Origin of the sequence: Bifidobacterium sp., assembly GCF_051876855.1 — a bacterium.
GTDB lineage: Bacteria > Actinomycetota > Actinomycetes > Actinomycetales > Bifidobacteriaceae > Bifidobacterium.
In genome coordinates, this window is record NZ_JBJEIH010000041.1 from 1 (window position 1) to 16,228 (window position 16,228).

The 16,228-nt window shown below is 60.1% G+C and carries 11 protein-coding genes and 2 tRNA genes; 5 read left to right on the top strand and 8 right to left on the bottom strand.

The window, feature by feature from the left end:
- Positions 1-165 precede the first annotated feature (165 nt).
- Together ACI38B_RS03570 and ACI38B_RS03575 are read left to right on the top strand one after the other, a co-directional pair.
- The gene (locus ACI38B_RS03570) at positions 166-933 is read left to right on the top strand and encodes a carbonic anhydrase (RefSeq protein ID WP_439729554.1); all 768 of its coding nucleotides are present in this window, start codon (positions 166-168) and stop codon (positions 931-933) included.
- Positions 934-1,033: 100 nt separating this feature from the next.
- Positions 1,034-2,413 (top strand): hemolysin family protein, encoded by a 1,380-nt coding sequence (locus ACI38B_RS03575; RefSeq protein ID WP_439729555.1) that lies wholly within the window; start codon positions 1,034-1,036, stop codon positions 2,411-2,413.
- A 454-nt stretch (positions 2,414-2,867) separates the two neighbouring features.
- Here the strand turns inward: ACI38B_RS03575 and ACI38B_RS03580 are convergent, their stop codons facing one another.
- Both ACI38B_RS03580 and ACI38B_RS03585 read right to left on the bottom strand, forming a co-directional pair.
- Entirely contained in the window at positions 2,868-3,623 is a 756-nt protein-coding gene (locus tag ACI38B_RS03580) for a M48 family metallopeptidase (RefSeq protein WP_439729556.1), read from the bottom strand.
- Between the two features lie 62 nt (positions 3,624-3,685).
- Positions 3,686-4,378: an SOS response-associated peptidase gene (locus ACI38B_RS03585; protein ID WP_439729557.1), complete on the bottom strand. Its 693-nt coding sequence runs from the start codon at positions 4,376-4,378 to the stop codon at positions 3,686-3,688.
- A 131-nt stretch (positions 4,379-4,509) separates the two neighbouring features.
- Here ACI38B_RS03585 and ACI38B_RS03590 point away from each other — a divergent pair.
- Positions 4,510-4,583, top strand: a tRNA-Ile gene (locus ACI38B_RS03590).
- Between the two features lie 44 nt (positions 4,584-4,627).
- Positions 4,628-4,700: transfer RNA gene (locus ACI38B_RS03595), tRNA-Ala, on the top strand.
- Positions 4,701-4,841: 141 nt separating this feature from the next.
- Here ACI38B_RS03595 and mscL read toward each other — a convergent pair.
- A complete protein-coding gene (mscL, locus tag ACI38B_RS03600; RefSeq protein WP_439729558.1) occupies positions 4,842-5,309 on the bottom strand; it encodes a large conductance mechanosensitive channel protein MscL in 468 nt (155 codons plus the stop codon).
- A 371-nt stretch (positions 5,310-5,680) separates the two neighbouring features.
- Between mscL and gdhA the strand changes: the two genes are divergently transcribed.
- A complete protein-coding gene (gdhA, locus tag ACI38B_RS03605; protein WP_439729559.1) occupies positions 5,681-7,027 on the top strand; it encodes an NADP-specific glutamate dehydrogenase in 1,347 nt (448 codons plus the stop codon).
- Positions 7,028-7,140: 113 nt separating this feature from the next.
- On the opposite strand, the gene ACI38B_RS03610 is transcribed toward gdhA, so the two are convergent.
- The 5 genes from ACI38B_RS03610 to gyrB all read right to left on the bottom strand — a co-directional run bounded on the left by ACI38B_RS03610 (position 7,141) and on the right by gyrB (position 16,042).
- Positions 7,141-8,397, bottom strand: a complete 1,257-nt coding sequence (locus ACI38B_RS03610) for a VanZ family protein (RefSeq protein ID WP_439729560.1) — start codon at positions 8,395-8,397, stop codon at positions 7,141-7,143.
- 93 nt (positions 8,398-8,490) lie between these two features.
- Positions 8,491-9,705: an alpha/beta hydrolase gene (locus tag ACI38B_RS03615; protein WP_439729561.1), complete on the bottom strand. Its 1,215-nt coding sequence runs from the start codon at positions 9,703-9,705 to the stop codon at positions 8,491-8,493.
- An 835-nt stretch (positions 9,706-10,540) separates the two neighbouring features.
- Positions 10,541-11,050 carry a DUF3566 domain-containing protein gene (locus ACI38B_RS03620; RefSeq protein ID WP_015449541.1) on the bottom strand — a complete coding sequence of 170 codons (510 nt, stop codon included), beginning with the start codon at positions 11,048-11,050 and terminating at the stop codon, positions 10,541-10,543.
- A 141-nt stretch (positions 11,051-11,191) separates the two neighbouring features.
- Entirely contained in the window at positions 11,192-13,879 is a 2,688-nt protein-coding gene (gene gyrA / locus ACI38B_RS03625; protein ID WP_439729562.1) for a DNA gyrase subunit A, read from the bottom strand.
- A 123-nt stretch (positions 13,880-14,002) separates the two neighbouring features.
- Positions 14,003-16,042 (bottom strand): DNA topoisomerase (ATP-hydrolyzing) subunit B, encoded by a 2,040-nt coding sequence (gene gyrB / locus ACI38B_RS03630; RefSeq protein ID WP_439729575.1) that lies wholly within the window; start codon positions 16,040-16,042, stop codon positions 14,003-14,005.
- Between the last annotated feature and the right edge of the window lie 186 nt (positions 16,043-16,228).

Below are 16,228 nucleotides of genomic sequence, written 5' to 3' on the forward strand. Positions count from 1 at the left end.
GTGTGTTGTCCGTCACACAGTGCCGTCCGTCGCACAGCATTGTCCGTCACGCAGCGTCAGTGTTGTACCGACATCCGCCCAGATGTACCGCGCCGAAACCGCTCAGCCCACGGCATAGCGCAATCCGCGATACGATGGCAACGCACATCACAGGCAGGAGGCCACATGGCAGACCAGACATTCAATGACGACGACGTCCAACACGAACCGACCGCAACCTCCACGTGGAGCCGTCTGCTGGCCGGCAATCGGCGTTTCGCCCAAGGCAAGATGACACACGCTTGGCAGGACCGTGAAACCCGCGAATCCCTCGTCGATTCCCAGCGCCCCGACGCGGCCGTGCTGTCCTGCTCGGATTCCCGGGTGCCGCCGGAAATCATCTTCGACGCCGGTCTCGGCGACATGTTCACTGTCCGCACCGCCGGGCAGATTATCGACGACAGCGTGCTCGCCTCGCTGGAATACGCCGTGGACAAGCTGCATGTCAGTCTGCTGGTCATTCTCGGGCATCAGCATTGCGGCGCCGTCCAAGCCGCGGAGCAGCAGCTTGGCGTGCTGGCATCGCGTGTGAGGCACGGCGATAATTCTTCTGAAACCGCGCAATCGCTGGCTTCCATCATCGATGACATCGAAGCGATGGATGACGCGCAAGCGGCACAGGATGCACAAGACCAGCTGGAAGAATCCTTGGAAAATCTGCTCCCTGAGGCGCAATCCCCGATCGTGCGGTCGGTCGGCCCGTCTGTATTGCAGGCGTATGAGGCGCAATTGCGAGACCGCGAAGATATCGAACGCGTGCATATCGCCCACACCATCGAGGAATTGGTGGATCGCTCGCAACCGATCCAGCAGGCGTTGGCGGATGAGCGGCTGATAATCGTCGGCGCACGCTACTGCATGGACACCGGGCTCGTGGAGGTATTGAGCTTCTGACCGCACCCGCAGACGACCCCGTGCGCGCTACCGGTTTTCCACGCCGGCAGCGTGCCCGCTCCCGTATCACCTTGACCGGCGCATCTTCTACAGTGGAAGTATGTCGTCATTGTGGTTGAACGTCCTGCTGATTTTCATCTTCCTCGTGCTCGGGGCGGTGTTTTCGGGCACTGAGCTGGCTCTGGTGAGCCTGCGCGGTTCGCAGCTCGACCAGATGGAACAGGAGGACGCGCGAGGGGCACGTGTCGCACGCATCGCACGCGATCCGAACACCTTCTTGTCCACAGTGCAGCTGGGCGTCACCCTATCCGGATTCCTGTCGGCATCGTTCGGCGAATCGGCGATTTCCCCGATGATCGTGCCTGTCGTGGTCAGCTGGGGCATTCCGCAACATATCGCCGCTCCGGTGACCACTATCGTGTTGACGTTGATTATTTCGTACTGCTCGATCGTCATCTCCGAAATGGTGCCGAAACGCATCGCCATGCAGCGCACCGAGCAGATCGCCCGCGCGGTCGTGCCGGCGATTGACGTGTTCGCCAAGATCTGCAAGCCGATTATCTGGCTAATCGGCAAGAACACGAACGGCTTGGTCCGTCTGCTTGGCTTCGACCCGAACGAGACGGAAAGCGAGGTTTCAGACGAGGAGCTGCGCGTGTTGGTCAACACCAATACACGACTCGGCAAGGACGAACGCACGATTCTGGATGACGTGTTCGACGCGTCAGAAACGATTGTGGCCGAGGTGATGCGGCCACGTGCCGATGTCATCTTCCTCGAGGGCGATATGACCATCGAGGATGCCGCCGCCTACGTGCGCGAAATGCCATATTCGCGTTACCCGGTCACCGGCAAGGATTTCGACGATGTGCTTGGCTTCGTACACGTACGCGACCTGCTGGATGTACGCGACCCGCATGCGAAAACCGTGGCGGATATCACCCGTGAGGGTATCTCCCTGCCGGGTACGTCGAAGCTGCTGCCCAGCCTTGAGCTGCTGCGCAAGAGCGGTATCCACCTCGCTGTGGTCATTGATGAATACGGCGGTACGGACGGCATCGTAACCCTCGAGGATATGACCGAGGAGCTAGTCGGCGATATCCACGATGAATATGATCTGCCGGAAACCAAGGACGGCAAGACCGCGCCGGACACCGCGTTCGTCAACGGCGTAGCGACGATTGACGGCGGCATGACCATTGAGGATTTCGCCGATCTGACCGGTATCGAGCTCGAAGACGGCCCGTATGAGACGGTCGCCGGGTATTTCCTCGCGCACACCGGAAAAATGGGCGCTGTGGGCGATGTTTTGCACTCCGATGATGGCTACGACATGATTGTCACGAAAGTCGACGGGCGGCGGATTGAGACCATCGACGTACGCAAAAGTGGCTCGCCCGACCATGTGGATATCGCCGATAGTGGAAAGGCCGCGGCGGATACCGGCGAATCGCACGACAGCGATACGGCAGCCCGCTGAACCGATATGGATGTATAAGAACATCGTGATTCTTATAGCATGGCTGGGCCATGATGAGAGTAGGCGTGGTATCAGCGACGCATCGATACAGCGATGAATCAGGATTTGGAGGGAACGGCAGGCTGCGGCATGTTCCGGACATACGCACCATGCCGGTCCACGTATGCCCCGACATACACGATGAGCCAGTTACGCCGTGGACCCTTTCTCAAGAGGCCAATGCGGTCAATTCTGTATGTCTGGGCATGCACAACGCCTCGAATCCCATCGAACACCGCAGCCAACGACAAGGTTCTATCAAGTCATGCATGCATTGGCATACGTAACCGGCCCATATGCCGCCCTAGTCATCATCCCCGGCCTTGCTCGCTTACATAATTCTAACATGTAAGAATTATTCGCTAACATGATAGATTTCCTGTTATCGGAGCTATTATCGATTGCCTTCGCAATCTCACAGCACGGCGTAACGGTTGAGCTCACGGCGCAGATCACGCCAGCCTGGCAGGAACCGGTCCATCAACTGCTGGAACCGTGACCCGTGGCCGCCCACCCACAAGTGGGTCATCTCATGGACCAGCACATACTCAAGGAACCGTGGTTCCATGAGTCCCAGCTGAAGATTGAGCCGAATCCGCCCTGTCGCCGGGGTGCATGACCCCCATCGCGACCGCATGATACGGAAAGTGATTCGTGTCGGCGAACGCCCGATCACGCGCGTCCAATGATCCAGCAGCGCCGGAAGCTGCCGTTCGAGCGATTGGCGGGCACGCCGCTGTACATCGGCAGTCCACACGGTCGCGGAGTCATGACTACCGATGTTGCGGTTGCCGATATTAGGACTACCGATTCCGGATGAATCCGGCTCACCCACGCTTGGTTGTCTTCCCGCCTGATTGTTCAGCTGCTGCGGTTGGTTTTCCGGGTGCTCCTCGCCCGTCGCTCCACCGACGAGCCGCATCGTGTCATGTTGCATCCGCTGGATTTTGCGTTGCTGCGCGCGAATCCACGTCTTGCGCGTGCTGACGAATGTCTCGATGGCCTCCGTGGATATCCGCGTGGGCGCCGTCACCCGGATGTCGCCGTTCGGCGGCTGGACGCGCAGATACATGTTGCGAATCGGCTTGCGAATCACCGTGACCGTCATCCCGCCGATATCGATGATGTCCGTCGAAGTGACGCGTCTTGATGTGCGGCGTCGGTAGGTCACGGCATGGTCCTTTCTGCTTCCTGCATGCGGCCACAGAGCCGGTGGACGCTATAGTCCGGCTATCAGAAGCGCAGCATCATCTCATCATACGGCTCGGTGAGTTCCGGCCCATCGCCATGCAATGGCGCGACTTCATGACTTGCGAGCAATGACTGCGACAGCCGAGCCCCATACGCAGATGCCGCGGGGAGAATCTTGTCTCCAGAAACGCTGCGATTGAGCCATTCCTGCGCGTGTTGCGGATCGCTGAGCACTGGCATCCGGTCGTGGACCTGGGCGGCGATACCGACCGCGTCGCGCGTCAAAATGGTTGCGGTGAGTAGCCAGGTGGCATTCGCCCGTTCCCTAGATAGCCACCAGGAGTACAGCCCCAGCAGTAGCAACGGCCGATTGTCTTTGGCATGGAAGTAGTAGGGTTTGCGTTCCGCCATCCACTCGTAGTAGCCGGATACGGGAATGATCGCGCGATTATGCCGCGCGGCCTGTGCGAAGGTCGGCCTATCGAGCGCTGATTCAATGCGGGCGTTGAACGTGGGGTAGGGGAGTTTCTTTGATTCGGCGGTGGGCGGAATGAGTGACCAGTAGGCGGATGCGAGGTGATTGCCCCCATGCGCGTCCTGCCCGATGACGGCGATAGTCTGCGTGGGGCTGACATTCCATGATTTCCCGGGCAATCCGGCGGATGGTTGCGCGTGCAGCATCTGCGCAATCTCTGGGTAATCAAGCTCCGCGGCGAATCGTCCACACATGCCCATCAGCGTAGTCGAAACCGAAGAAGTGCGAGCGGTACCGCATTCCGCACACAACGACACGCCGGATACCCGTGGGTTGACGGAAGTGTCAAATATGGTACTATATCTGCTTGTGCGCTTTTAGCGTGCGGATCGGGCCCGTAGCTCAGGTGGTTAGAGCGCATCCCTGATAAGGATGAGGTCGGAGGTTCAAGTCCTCCCGGGCCCACGTCGAAAAATTAAGCGGCCTGCGAGCCGCTCTTTTTTTCACATGGGGCTATAGCGCAGCTGGTAGCGCATCTGCTTTGCAAGCAGAGGGTCGCCGGTTCGAACCCGGCTAGCTCCACAACAAACCCCCGGAACCCTGAAATCAGCAGAGTTCCGGGGATTATTGCATTCCCTGCCTCCCCACAAACCAGCTACGCAAACGGGCACGCAGGCGCAGACAGTTTGGGAAGGTCGGGTTCCGGGCGTCGGGATTCGGGTGTCAGCGCACGCCGGATGGCATGTCAGAGGTGTTGTCGCCGCCCTGCTTGGCAAGCTGGTCACGGATTTCGCGCAGCAACAGCACGGTCTCTTCCTCGCTGCCCAGCTTCTTTTCCTGCTCTTCCTTGGCCTTGGCATCTTCCTCACCCTTTGCCTTGGCGATCAACGCCTCGGACATATCCCGCAGCTTGTTGATCGGCACCAGAATGCAGAAGTACACGGCCGCCGCCACAATCAGGAAGTTCAGCACCGCGCTGAGAATCGCGCCGAAGGACACAGTCGCGCCATTGAAGGTGAACGCGAGCAGGCCGTCCATATTCGGTTTGCCGAAGATCATGGCGATGAGCGGGTTGATCAGGTTGTTGACGATGGAGTTCACCACGGCAGTGACCGCGGCGCCCATCACCACGCCGACAGCCATGTCGATCATGTTGCCGCGTGCGATGAATTTCTTGAATCCGTCTATCATTCTTATTCTCGATTCATACGATTGTTGATTGTCATTGTCGATTGACGGCCATACTGGCCGGCTTTGGATGATTGTCCGTCCGCCGGCATCGAACATGCCGGTCCGACAGGTGGCACGCCGTCGGCGTCCGCCAAGGAAGATGCAGTCGACGTGGGGCTAAAACAGCTCTGCTTGGTATCGTACCGTCCGGCATCCATGAATCGGCATCGCGACACGCCTGAGAAAGCCCGATTTGCCTGGTAGTCGCGCCGGAATCGTCGTCTGCCGCCTGTCCAAGGGGCGGAACGCAGCATCTATGGTCTTGCCGGTCCATGCACCCGCGCTTAAAATAAAACCGTCTTATCAATAACCCGACCAATGAGGGGAGAGCTATGCTCACTGAAGAGTATGTCAAGCGCGTATATGCGCAAGTGGAACGCCGCGACGGCGACCAGCCTGAGTTCCTGCAGGCCGTTCGCGAGGTGTTCGAAAGCCTGGAACCGGTTGTCGCCAAGCATCCGGAATATGAGCGCAACGGTGTGCTGGAACGGTTCGTCGAGCCGGAGCGTGTAGTGAAGTTCCGCGTCGCATGGATGGATGATGAAGGCCGTGTCCAGGTGAACCGCGGCTACCGTGTGCAGTTCAACTCCGCAATCGGCCCGTACAAGGGCGGTCTGCGCTTCCACCCGACGGTCAACGAGTCTGTCATCAAGTTCCTCGGCTTCGAGCAGATCCTTAAGAACTCCCTGACCGGCCTGCCGATGGGCGGCGGCAAAGGCGGTTCCGATTTCGATCCGAAGGGCCGTTCCGATGGCGAGGTGATGCGCTTCTGCCAGGCGTTCATGACCGAGCTGCAGCGTCATATCGGCCAGTTCACCGATGTTCCGGCCGGCGATATCAATGTCGGTGCCCGCGAAATCGGCTATCTGTTCGGCCAGTACAAGCGCATCCGCGACGAATATTCCGGCGTGCTCACCGGCAAGGGCTTGGAATTCGGCGGTTCGCTGGCACGCACCGAAGCGACCGGCTACGGCCTGTGCTACTACACGCAGGAGGCGCTGCGCGTGCTGCGCAACGATTCCTTCCAGGGCAAGACCGTGGTGGTCTCCGGTTCCGGCAATGTCGCGATCTTCGCGATTGAGAAGGCGCAGCGTCTGGGCGCGAAGGTCGTCACCTGCTCCGATTCCAACGGCTATGTCTACGACCCCCAGGGCATTGACCTCGACGTGGTCAAGGACATCAAGCTCGGCCATCGCGGCCGTATCAAGGAATATGCCAATCGTGTGCCCGGTTCCGAATACCATGAGGGCTGCCGTGACGTGTGGACCGTCCCGTGCGATATCGCGCTGCCGTGCGCCACACAGAACGAGATTGACGGCGAATCCGCCCGTACGCTGGTGGACAACGGCTGCACGGTCGTGTGCGAAGGTGCGAATATGCCCAGCACGCCGGAGGCAATCGCCGTGTATCAGGGCGCGAAGCTGCTATACGGCCCAGCAAAGGCCGCCAATGCGGGCGGCGTGGCCGTTTCCGGCTTGGAGATGAGCCAGAACTCGTATCGGCTGAGCTGGACCTTCGACGAGGTCGATGCCAAGCTCAAGCAGATCATGGAGGATATCGTGGCGAACTCTCTGGACGCCGCGAAGGAATACGGCCGTGAGGGCGACCTGATGCTGGGCGCGAACGCCGCCGGCTTCGTCAAGGTCGCGAACGCCATGGTCGCACAGGGCATCTTCTGACACGTTCCCCGCTGTCTGTCTGCGCCGGCAGGTCGTCTGACGCAACAGACAGCGGGAATTTTCATTCGGGTTCCTGCCCCAAAATCGCCGATTTTCCCGCTATTGTGCCGATTTCACTGCTGCCGGTTCTGGGATATGGGCGGTGCCGGTGCGTTGACGACGTTCTCAGTGAGGGCAGTGACAGCAGCGCCATCAGTACCAGCAGTGCCGTCAGTAGTATCAACAGTGCCGTCAGTAGTACAAACAGTGCCGTGAGCATCGCCGGCATCGCCGACGTCATCAGCATCCGCGTGCCCCGATTCGGAGTCACCCGGAGCGTAATCCCAAGGCATCTGCTTGAATATCAGCGCAAACACCACGACCGCAATGACCAGCAACCCGCTGTGTGTATCCTTCTGCAGCAGCGTGAGCAGGAACCATCCACCGATAATCGCCGTGCGGATCGCATAGAACAGCATTCGTCGCCACCCGTGGCGTTCACGGGTTTCCATACTCATGTGGGTGAACATGCCGCCGAGCGTCTGCCCACGATGCGCCGCCGGAATCCACAATTCGAACACGAGGAACGACACCATGCCGAGTACGGTGACTACGATATTCAGGGATTCGACGTGCACGATGGCGCCTGCCAGCTGGAACGTCCCATCGGGCAGCGGTTTGGCGAGCGCATGGAACAGCCACACCATGGCGATGCCCAGCGGATAGTATCCCAAAGTGACCATAATCATGTCAATCGCGAAGGTCACCCCGCGGTGCACAATGCCGGGCCGGTGGTTGATTTCCGCCCGGTCAACCGGTTTTTGCGGCCACCGCCGGTCGCACAGTTTCGCGATGCCGTACCCGACGAGAGCACCCAAGGTGTTGGTCAGCAAGTCATCGACGTCAAATTGCCGATACGAGCACGGGTAAATACCCCAAAATCCGCTCAGCTGCGTCAATTCGATTGCCAGTGACAGCAGAAAACCGACGATGACGGTATGACCGATATTGCGCCGCAGGAACCGCATAAGCAGGAATCCGAGCGGCATGAACAGCACGATGTTGAGCAGCAGCTGCATCACCGCCGATACCCCGCCGGTGGCGACGTCCTGTATGAATTCAAGCGGGTTGAGCTGCGGCGAAAGATGGTGCGTGGCGCAATATCGGTCCGGTTCATCCGGCATCGGGTACTGCGTGAAAGTGAGCAGACCGACCACATACAGCACGCTCAGATACGAGCCGATGGTCGAGGCGAACCGCAGACGATGCTCATGGTGATAGAGCAGCGCCAGAATCGGCAGGGTCAGGAACGCTGAAATGAACGGCCAGAGCAACAGCGCAATCAGCAGCGGTGTGCCGAAGGTCTTGGCGTACAGGGTTACGATACTCATCGTGCAACAACACTAGCGCAAGGGCTGGGGGATTTATTTCAAGCGGCATGGCGATTCCTGAGAACATGCCGACGAGCGAGGCTCGCGAAGAAATCAGAGTTTCGCCAAAGCTTCATCCACCCACTTGGCGGGAATGACACGCCGCCACGCCATCATCGACGCCCACATGGTGACGATGCGGAAATACTTGCGCCGCGCATCCGGCTTGGACATACTCAAATCATGCAAACCGCCGCGAATCGTCGCCAGCGCGACCACATCACCCAGATGCAGCGCCGCCTGACGGATCGCGGTGATGTCCAACACGCTGTCGGCTTCGCGCATGCCTTCATCCCATGTGGATTGCAGCATCATCGACTTGTCCGAAGTGCACACAAGGACCGGGATTTGGATGTCGAGATTCTTCGCGATCTCGTCCTGCCCGTTGTAGATTGCCTGCATCCAGCCTGCCCGCGTGAGAAACTCAACCCCCGGATTGAGCGGGTGGTCAAGATAGTCCCATTCGCCTCCGGTCGACCGTTTGATGCACCGGGCGTAGAATCCCGGGTCACGCATCGGCATGACGGTCTTGCCACCGCGCAGCCGGTACACTTGCACGACCGGCGTGGACAGCAAGCGGAACATGCGGTTGCCCTGCAACTCAAGCCAAGGGGAATTCAGCGCGAGTGCCTCAACATGGTGGGGACGTTCGGTGTTGACCCACAGTGAAGCGCTCAGTCCGCCTTGGGAGTGGGCAATCATCAGAATGCGGACATCCTTGCCTTGCTCTTTGACGATCTGGTCACGCAAGGCGTTGAATTCCAGACGATATTCATGCAGATCCTCGATATACCCGGGGGTCTGGTAGGGACGGTAGGATCGCCCGAATTTGCGCAAATCCACGGCGTAGAAGGGGATTCCCAGCGATTCCCAGTATTCGGATGCGTGCCGGCGGTAGAAATAGTCGTTCCACCCGTGCACGTACATGATGGCCAGACGATGGCCGCGCACGCTGAAATGCCAGCGCCGCCACCGTTCTTGCAAGGTGAGTTTCGACGGGTCCTTGCGCACGAAGGTTGCCACAATCTCGCCCTCGGCGTCCTCACCGAGGTGGACGGTGGCCTGTTGATACCCTTCGAGCACAGAATCAGGCTTCCACGGGTCAACGTAGGAGTAGGAGGCCTGAGGATCTTTCGAGGATGATCCCATCGAAGATGATGCCGTCCGAGTGGTCAATGCGCTGTCCGGCAATACCGCCGCAGAGGTGTCTTCCGTTGCGGCCGCATCATCCGGGACGCGGGACACTGGGGGCTGTCCGGTATCCGACATGATCGCCTCCTTGTTCGTATGACCTGCTCTTCGGTCATCTTACGCAGGGCACGATGACGTTCGCCGTCGGCATGTCCCGCCAGTAGTTTGAGCAATCACGTGTTCCGAGGAACGCTGCGGCCGTAGGCGTGTCGGGAGCATTCCGCGCAAGGTGACCATACAATGCAGCGTCTCGGTTGCGACCGTATGCGTGGCAGGCATTGAACCCGCGTTCCGTGTTTTTCCCGCCATCGCGAACGCAATCAGGGCCGCCATAGCGCCAAGGTGGTGTCAGTTTGCGTATGCCGGGACATACGCCGAACGCCAGAAACAAACGCCCTACGGACCATAGGCGCCGCCGACACGATGCTACGCATGCCCAGACATACACAAACCAACAAATACTGGGAAACTCCGCCATTCTTCCATACCCTTCATCAGGCCACGCATGCCGGAACATGCACAAACCGACAGATACCAGAAGACTCCACCGTCCCTCCACGCCTTCCATCAGGTCGCGCATGCCCAGACATACACAAACCAACAGATGTCGGAGAATTCCGCCACCCCTCCGCATCTTCCATCAAGTTGCGTATGCCGGAACATACACAAACTGACAGATACCAAAGGATTCCGCCATTTCCCCACACCTTCCACCCGATCGCGCATATCATCGCATACATCACCTGACGGAACGTTTCCAGGGCAATACCTTTGGCCGGAAATACTCGATATCCGACAAGCCGTTACGTCCCTAGGCCGCATACCCTAGGCCGCATATACGATCAGGGGCGGCCCGGAGTACCGGAACCGCCCCTGATTGACCAAAAAGACCACAAATGATAGGGAATGGCCGTCAGTCGTCACCCAAGGTCACATGGACGCCGCCGACAAGCGAGCTGACCACGTTGTACAGCAGCGCGAAAATCGTCGCCAGCAGGGTGAACAGCACCACGCCGATGATGGCGAGGATAGTCACTGTGCTCAGCACTGTGCTCAGCGAGAGCACGTCGGCGAGGTTGAATCCGCTGGAATCAAGGCCTGTCGAAGAGACGATCTGCGTGACCTGGTCGAACACGCCCGCCATGTTCAGCACCAGCCACAACAGCGCCGCCGCCACAATCTGAATGATGCCCCCGGCCACACTGAGCAGGAAGGTGACTTTGGCCACCGACCAAGCGTCTACTCGGGTCAGGGACAGGCTCATACGCCGTGCGCGCGGCGTATGGTGCCGACGCTTGTTCGCGGCCGCTGCACGCGCCGCAGACGGCATCGGCGCCTCGTTACCGGTACTGATCGGCTGGTTCGAGACGGTCCTGCCTACGCGTGGTTCGCGGCGCCCCTCGTCGTCGACGTATTCGCTCATTGTTTCTCCTTGGACGTTCCGACTGCCTTCGCCTGATTAGTGAACCTACCAGTGTTCGGGGACGATTGCCGCTCTGGCGGCAAGGTCTGCACACTATCCGACGGGCCGCGCCATGGTATTCCGACACGGCCCGCCGTCAGTTCACTGCTGCGCGCCTTGTGCGGCCGTGGCCTCATCCGAGTGCTGATCATGCTGATCATGCTGATCGGCATCGGTCTGGTCGTCCTCATCATCGTCATCCTTCTCGGCGTTGCGCGCGATGGCGAGAATTTCGTCGCCCTTGTCGGGCTTGGCGAAGGTCACGCCCTGCGTGGTTCGGCCTGTCCGTTTGACTTCGGACACATCCGAACGGATGACTTTGCCGGACTTCATGATGGCCATGACCTGGTCGTCTTCGCCGACCACGAGCGCACCGACAAGCGAGCCGCGACCTTCCGCCAGTTGCAAGGCCTTGACGCCGAAGCCGTTACGGCCTTGCAGACGATATTCGCTGATGGCCGTGCGCTTGGCGAAGCCCTCGTTGGTGACCACGAACAGATCCTTGTCGCTGTCGCCCCAGATGACGTCCATGGACAGCAGTTCATCGCCGTCACGGAACTTCATGCCCTGCACGCCGGCGGTCTGGCGGCCCATCGGACGCAGCTGCTCGTCATCCGCGCGGAACTTGAGACTCATACCGTGCTTAGAGACGAGGATAATGTCGTCCTCCGGGTTGCACAGCGCGGCGCCGATCAGCTCATCGGTCGGCTCCCCAGTTTCGGGGTCAGTAGCCAATCGCACGGCGATCAGGCCGCCTTGGCGAGGCGAATCATATTCGGCGAGGCTGGTTTTCTTGACCTTGCCGGACCGTGTGGCGAGCACCAGATACTTGGCGACCTCGTAGTTCGGAATCGACAGCACCGCCTGGATGGTCTCGTCGGGGGCGAACTGCAGCAGGTTAGCCACATGCTGGCCCTTGGAATCCCTCGACCCCTCGGGCAGCTCGTAGGCCTTGAGCCGGTATACGCGTCCCTTGTTGGTAAAGAACAGCAGCCAGTTGTGCGTGCTGGTGAGGAAGAAGTGGTCTACCACGTCATCCTCGCGCAGCTTGGTGCCTTTGATGCCCTTGCCGCCGCGGTGCTGGGCCCGGTATTCGTCGGCCTTGGTGCGCTTGATGAAGCCGGAATGGGTGACCGTCACGACCACGTTTTCCTCGGCGATCAGGTCTTCGACGTTCATCTCGCCCGAATATGGCAGGATGCGGGTGCGGCGGTCGTCACCGTACTTCTCGACGATTTCGTCGAGCTCGTCGCCCACGATCTGGCGCTGGCGCTCCGGCTTGGCGAGGATGTCGTTGTAATCGGCGATTTTGCGCTGCAATTCCTCGTGTTCGTCGAGGATCTTCTGCCGTTCGAGGGCGGCGAGGCGGCGCAGCTGCATCGCGAGGATTGCGTCCGCCTGCACGTCATCGACGTCCAGCAGGTCTTTGAGGCCTTCACGGGCGGTGTCCACGTCCTTGGAGGAACGGATGAGGGCGATGACCTCGTCGATCATGTCGAGGGCCTTGAGATAACCCTGCAGGATGTGATCGCGCTCTTCGGCCTCACGCTTCAAATACCGGGTACGGCGTTCGACGACGTCGAGCTGGTGTGAGACCCAGTGGCGGATGAACGCGTCCAGGCTAAGCGTGCGAGGCACGCCGTCGACCAGGGCGAGCATATTGGCGCCGAAGGTCTGCTGCAGCTGGGAATGCTTGTACAGGTTATTGAGCACGACCTTGGGGACCGCATCGCGCTTGAGCACGAGCACCAGGCGCTGGCCGGTACGGCCGGAGGTCTCGTCGCGCATGTCGGCAATGCCTTGAATCTTGCCGTCGCGCACCGCCTCGCGGATGGAGACGACCAGACGGTCCGGATTGACCTGATACGGCAGTTCGGTGACCACCAGGCACATACGCCCGTTGATTTCCTCGGTGTTGACCACGGCCCGCATGGTGATCAGGCCTCGGCCGGTGCGGTATGCCTGCTCAATGCCCTTGTGGCCGAGAATGGTCGCGCCGGTCGGGAAGTCCGGTCCCTTGATCCGTTCAATCAGCGCGTTGAGCAGCTCCTCGCGGCTCGCTTCCGGGTGATCGAGCGCCCAGTGCACGCCGTCTGCCACTTCGCGCAGGTTGTGCGGCGGAATGTTGGTGGCCATGCCGACGGCGATGCCGGCGGAACCGTTGACCAACAGGTTCGGGAAACGGCTCGGAAGCACAGTCGGCTCTTGGGTCTTGCCGTCGTAGTTGGGCACGAAATCGACGGTGTCCTTGTCGATGTCGCGCACCATTTCCATGGCGAGCGGAGCCATACGGCATTCGGTGTAACGCATGGCGGCTGCCGGGTCGTCGCCAGGGGAGCCGAAGTTGCCCTGGCCGTCCACAAGCGGGTAGCGCATGGACCACGGCTGAGCCATACGCACGAGCGTGTCGTAGATGGCGGCATCGCCGTGTGGATGGTACTTGCCCATGACGTCGCCGACGACGCGGGAGCACTTGTTATAGCCGCGATCCGGGCGGTATCCGCCGTCATACATCGCGTAGATGACGCGACGGTGGACCGGCTTCATGCCGTCACGCACGTCCGGCAACGCACGTTCCACGATGACGGACAGCGCGTAGGCGAGGTAGGATTCACGCATTTCCTGCTGCAAATCAATCGGTTGGACGCGCTGGCCTTTCATCAGGCCGTAATCGGTGTTGTCGGCTTCCTGCGGGCTCAACGGCTCGCGGTTGTTGTCCAGCCCGTTGAGCTGGTCGTCATTGCTCGACCCGCCGTCTTCCGGGGTGTTGGTGTTGTTTTCGTCTGCCAAGGTAAATCCTTCGTGTTCTTGTCCATCCTCGTCGGATGGCTAGCCTGATGCACGGCTAGTGATGAAGTGTGCTGGTTTCCGTGCCGGAACCCGTGGAAAACAGCGGATTCCGGCGTTGTACGGTCACGCGTCGATGAATCGTGCGTCGTGCGCGTTGCGCTGAATGAACAGGCGCCGGGGCTCGACCTCGTCACCCATCAGCATGGAGAAGGTCTCGTCCGCCTGCGCCGCGTCCTCGATATGGATTTGCTTGAGAATACGATGGTCGGGGTCCATGGTGGTTTCCCACAGCTCCTGATAGGTCATCTCGCCCAGACCCTTGTAACGCTGGATGCCTTCGCCCTTCGGCAGCTGACGACCGGATTCTTTGCCTTCGCGCAGCACGCGGTCGCGTTCGGCGTCCGTGTACACGAAGGAGTGCGGCCCCTTGGTCCACTTGATGCGGTACAGCGGCGGCATGGCCACATAAACGTACCCGGCGGTGATCATCGGTCGCATGTAGCGGAAGAACAGCGTCAGGTTCAGCGTGGCGATATGCGCGCCATCGACATCGGCATCGGCCATGATGATGATCTTGTGGTAGCGCACCTTGCTCACGTCGAAGTCTTCGCCGTAGCCGCCGCCGATCGCGGTAATCAGCGACTCGATGGTGTCGGACTTGAGCATGCGGTCGATGGAGGCGCGCTCGGTGTTGAGAATCTTGCCTCGCAGCGGCAGGATCGCCTGGGTAATCGGGTTGCGCCCCTGGATGGCGGAGCCGCCTGCGGAATCACCCTCGACGATGAACAGCTCGCATTCCTCCGGATTGTTGGACTGGCAGTCCTTGAGCTTGTCCGGCATACCTGCGGATTCGAAGATTGACTTGCGTCGGGTCGATTCGCGGGCCTTCTTCGCGGCGATACGGGCGCGGGAAGCCTCAATCGCCTTCTGGATGATGCTTTTGGCCTCGGCAGGGTGTGCGTCGAACCAGTCGCCGAGTTTGTCGGTCATTACACGCTGTACGAAGGTCTTCGCTTCGGAATTGCCGAGCTTGGTCTTGGTCTGTCCTTCGAACTGCGGGTTGGTGAGCTTGACGGATACGACGGCGGTCAGGCCTTCGCGCACGTCGTCGCCGGAGAGGTTGTCGTCCTTCTCCTTGAGGATGTTCTTCTCGCGCGCATACCGGTTGACAAGCGTGGTGAGCGCCGCGCGGAAGCCTTCCTCATGGGTGCCGCCTTCGGTTGTGGAGATGGTGTTGGCGAAGGTGTGCACGGATTCGGAGTAGGCGGTCGTCCATTGCATGGCGATTTCCGCGGAGATGCCGATTTTGAGGTCTTCCGCCTCAAAATCGATGACTTCCTCTTCGATCGGGGTGGTCTTGCGGCTTTTGACCAGATATGCCACGTAATCCTTGATACCGTGCTCGTAGCAGTACGTCACGGAACGATGGAGTTCCTGCACCGGGTTGTCGCCGTCGCCGGTCACCTCGTCTCCCGCTTGGTCGATTTCACGCAGGTCGGTCAGGGAGATGCGCAGACCGCGATTGAGGAAGGCCATCTGCTGGAAACGCGAACGCAGGGTCTCAAAATCGTAGACCGTGGTTTCAAAAATCTTCGGGTCAGCCCAGAAGGTCACGGAGGTGCCGGTCGATTCGCCGTCCTCCATGGGCTTGCCTTGGGCGAGCGGTGCCGTCGGATGCTGGTCGATATATGTCTGGGTCCAATGGAAGCCCTGACGACGCACCTCAATCTCCATGCGAGTCGACAGCGCGTTGACCACGGAGATACCCACGCCGTGCAGACCGCCGGAGACCGCGTAGCCGCCGCCGCCGAACTTGCCGCCCGCGTGCAGCTTGGTCATAACCGTCTCAACACCGGAGACACCTTCGCCCGGCACGATGTCGACCGGGATGCCTCGGCCGTCGTCCACCACGCGGATGCCGTTGTCCGGCAGGATGGTCACTTCGATATGGGTAGCGAAGCCGGCGAGGGCCTCGTCCACCGAGTTATCGACGATTTCGTAGACCAGATGATGCAGGCCTCGCGGACCGGTCGAGCCGATGTACATGCCCGGACGGATACGCACCGCCTCAAGCCCTTCCAGCACACGCAAATCGCTGGCGTCGTAATGGTCCGGCGACAGCGAATCATCAAGCTGGGCGTTCTCGAGCTTGTCGTTGGCGATGGCGTCGTTGACCTTGTCGTTGAGTTCGGCCTTGGATTCATTACCTGTCTGCGATGGTACCCCGCCCTGCCCGGGCGCAGCATTGTTCAGCGAATCAGCTTCAGCGTCTGCCACACAAATTCCTTCCAGCACACCGCGCGGCGCCCCTGCCGACACGGTCGATACACCCTAGAACGAAAATAACGG

Bases quoted from the DNA above. Each gene is read 5' to 3' on its own strand.
- ACI38B_RS03570 (WP_439729554.1), top strand. From the start codon at position 166: ATGGCAGACCAGACATTCAATGACGACGACGTCCAACACGAACCGACC.
- mscL (WP_439729558.1), bottom strand. From the start codon at position 5,309: ATGATAGACGGATTCAAGAAATTCATCGCACGCGGCAACATGATCGAC.
- gdhA (WP_439729559.1), top strand. From the start codon at position 5,681: ATGCTCACTGAAGAGTATGTCAAGCGCGTATATGCGCAAGTGGAACGC.
- ACI38B_RS03620 (WP_015449541.1), bottom strand. From the start codon at position 11,050: ATGAGCGAATACGTCGACGACGAGGGGCGCCGCGAACCACGCGTAGGC.
- ACI38B_RS03610 (WP_439729560.1), bottom strand. From the start codon at position 8,397: ATGAGTATCGTAACCCTGTACGCCAAGACCTTCGGCACACCGCTGCTG.
- ACI38B_RS03585 (WP_439729557.1), bottom strand. From the start codon at position 4,378: ATGGGCATGTGTGGACGATTCGCCGCGGAGCTTGATTACCCAGAGATT.
- ACI38B_RS03615 (WP_439729561.1), bottom strand. From the start codon at position 9,705: ATGTCGGATACCGGACAGCCCCCAGTGTCCCGCGTCCCGGATGATGCG.
- ACI38B_RS03575 (WP_439729555.1), top strand. From the start codon at position 1,034: ATGTCGTCATTGTGGTTGAACGTCCTGCTGATTTTCATCTTCCTCGTG.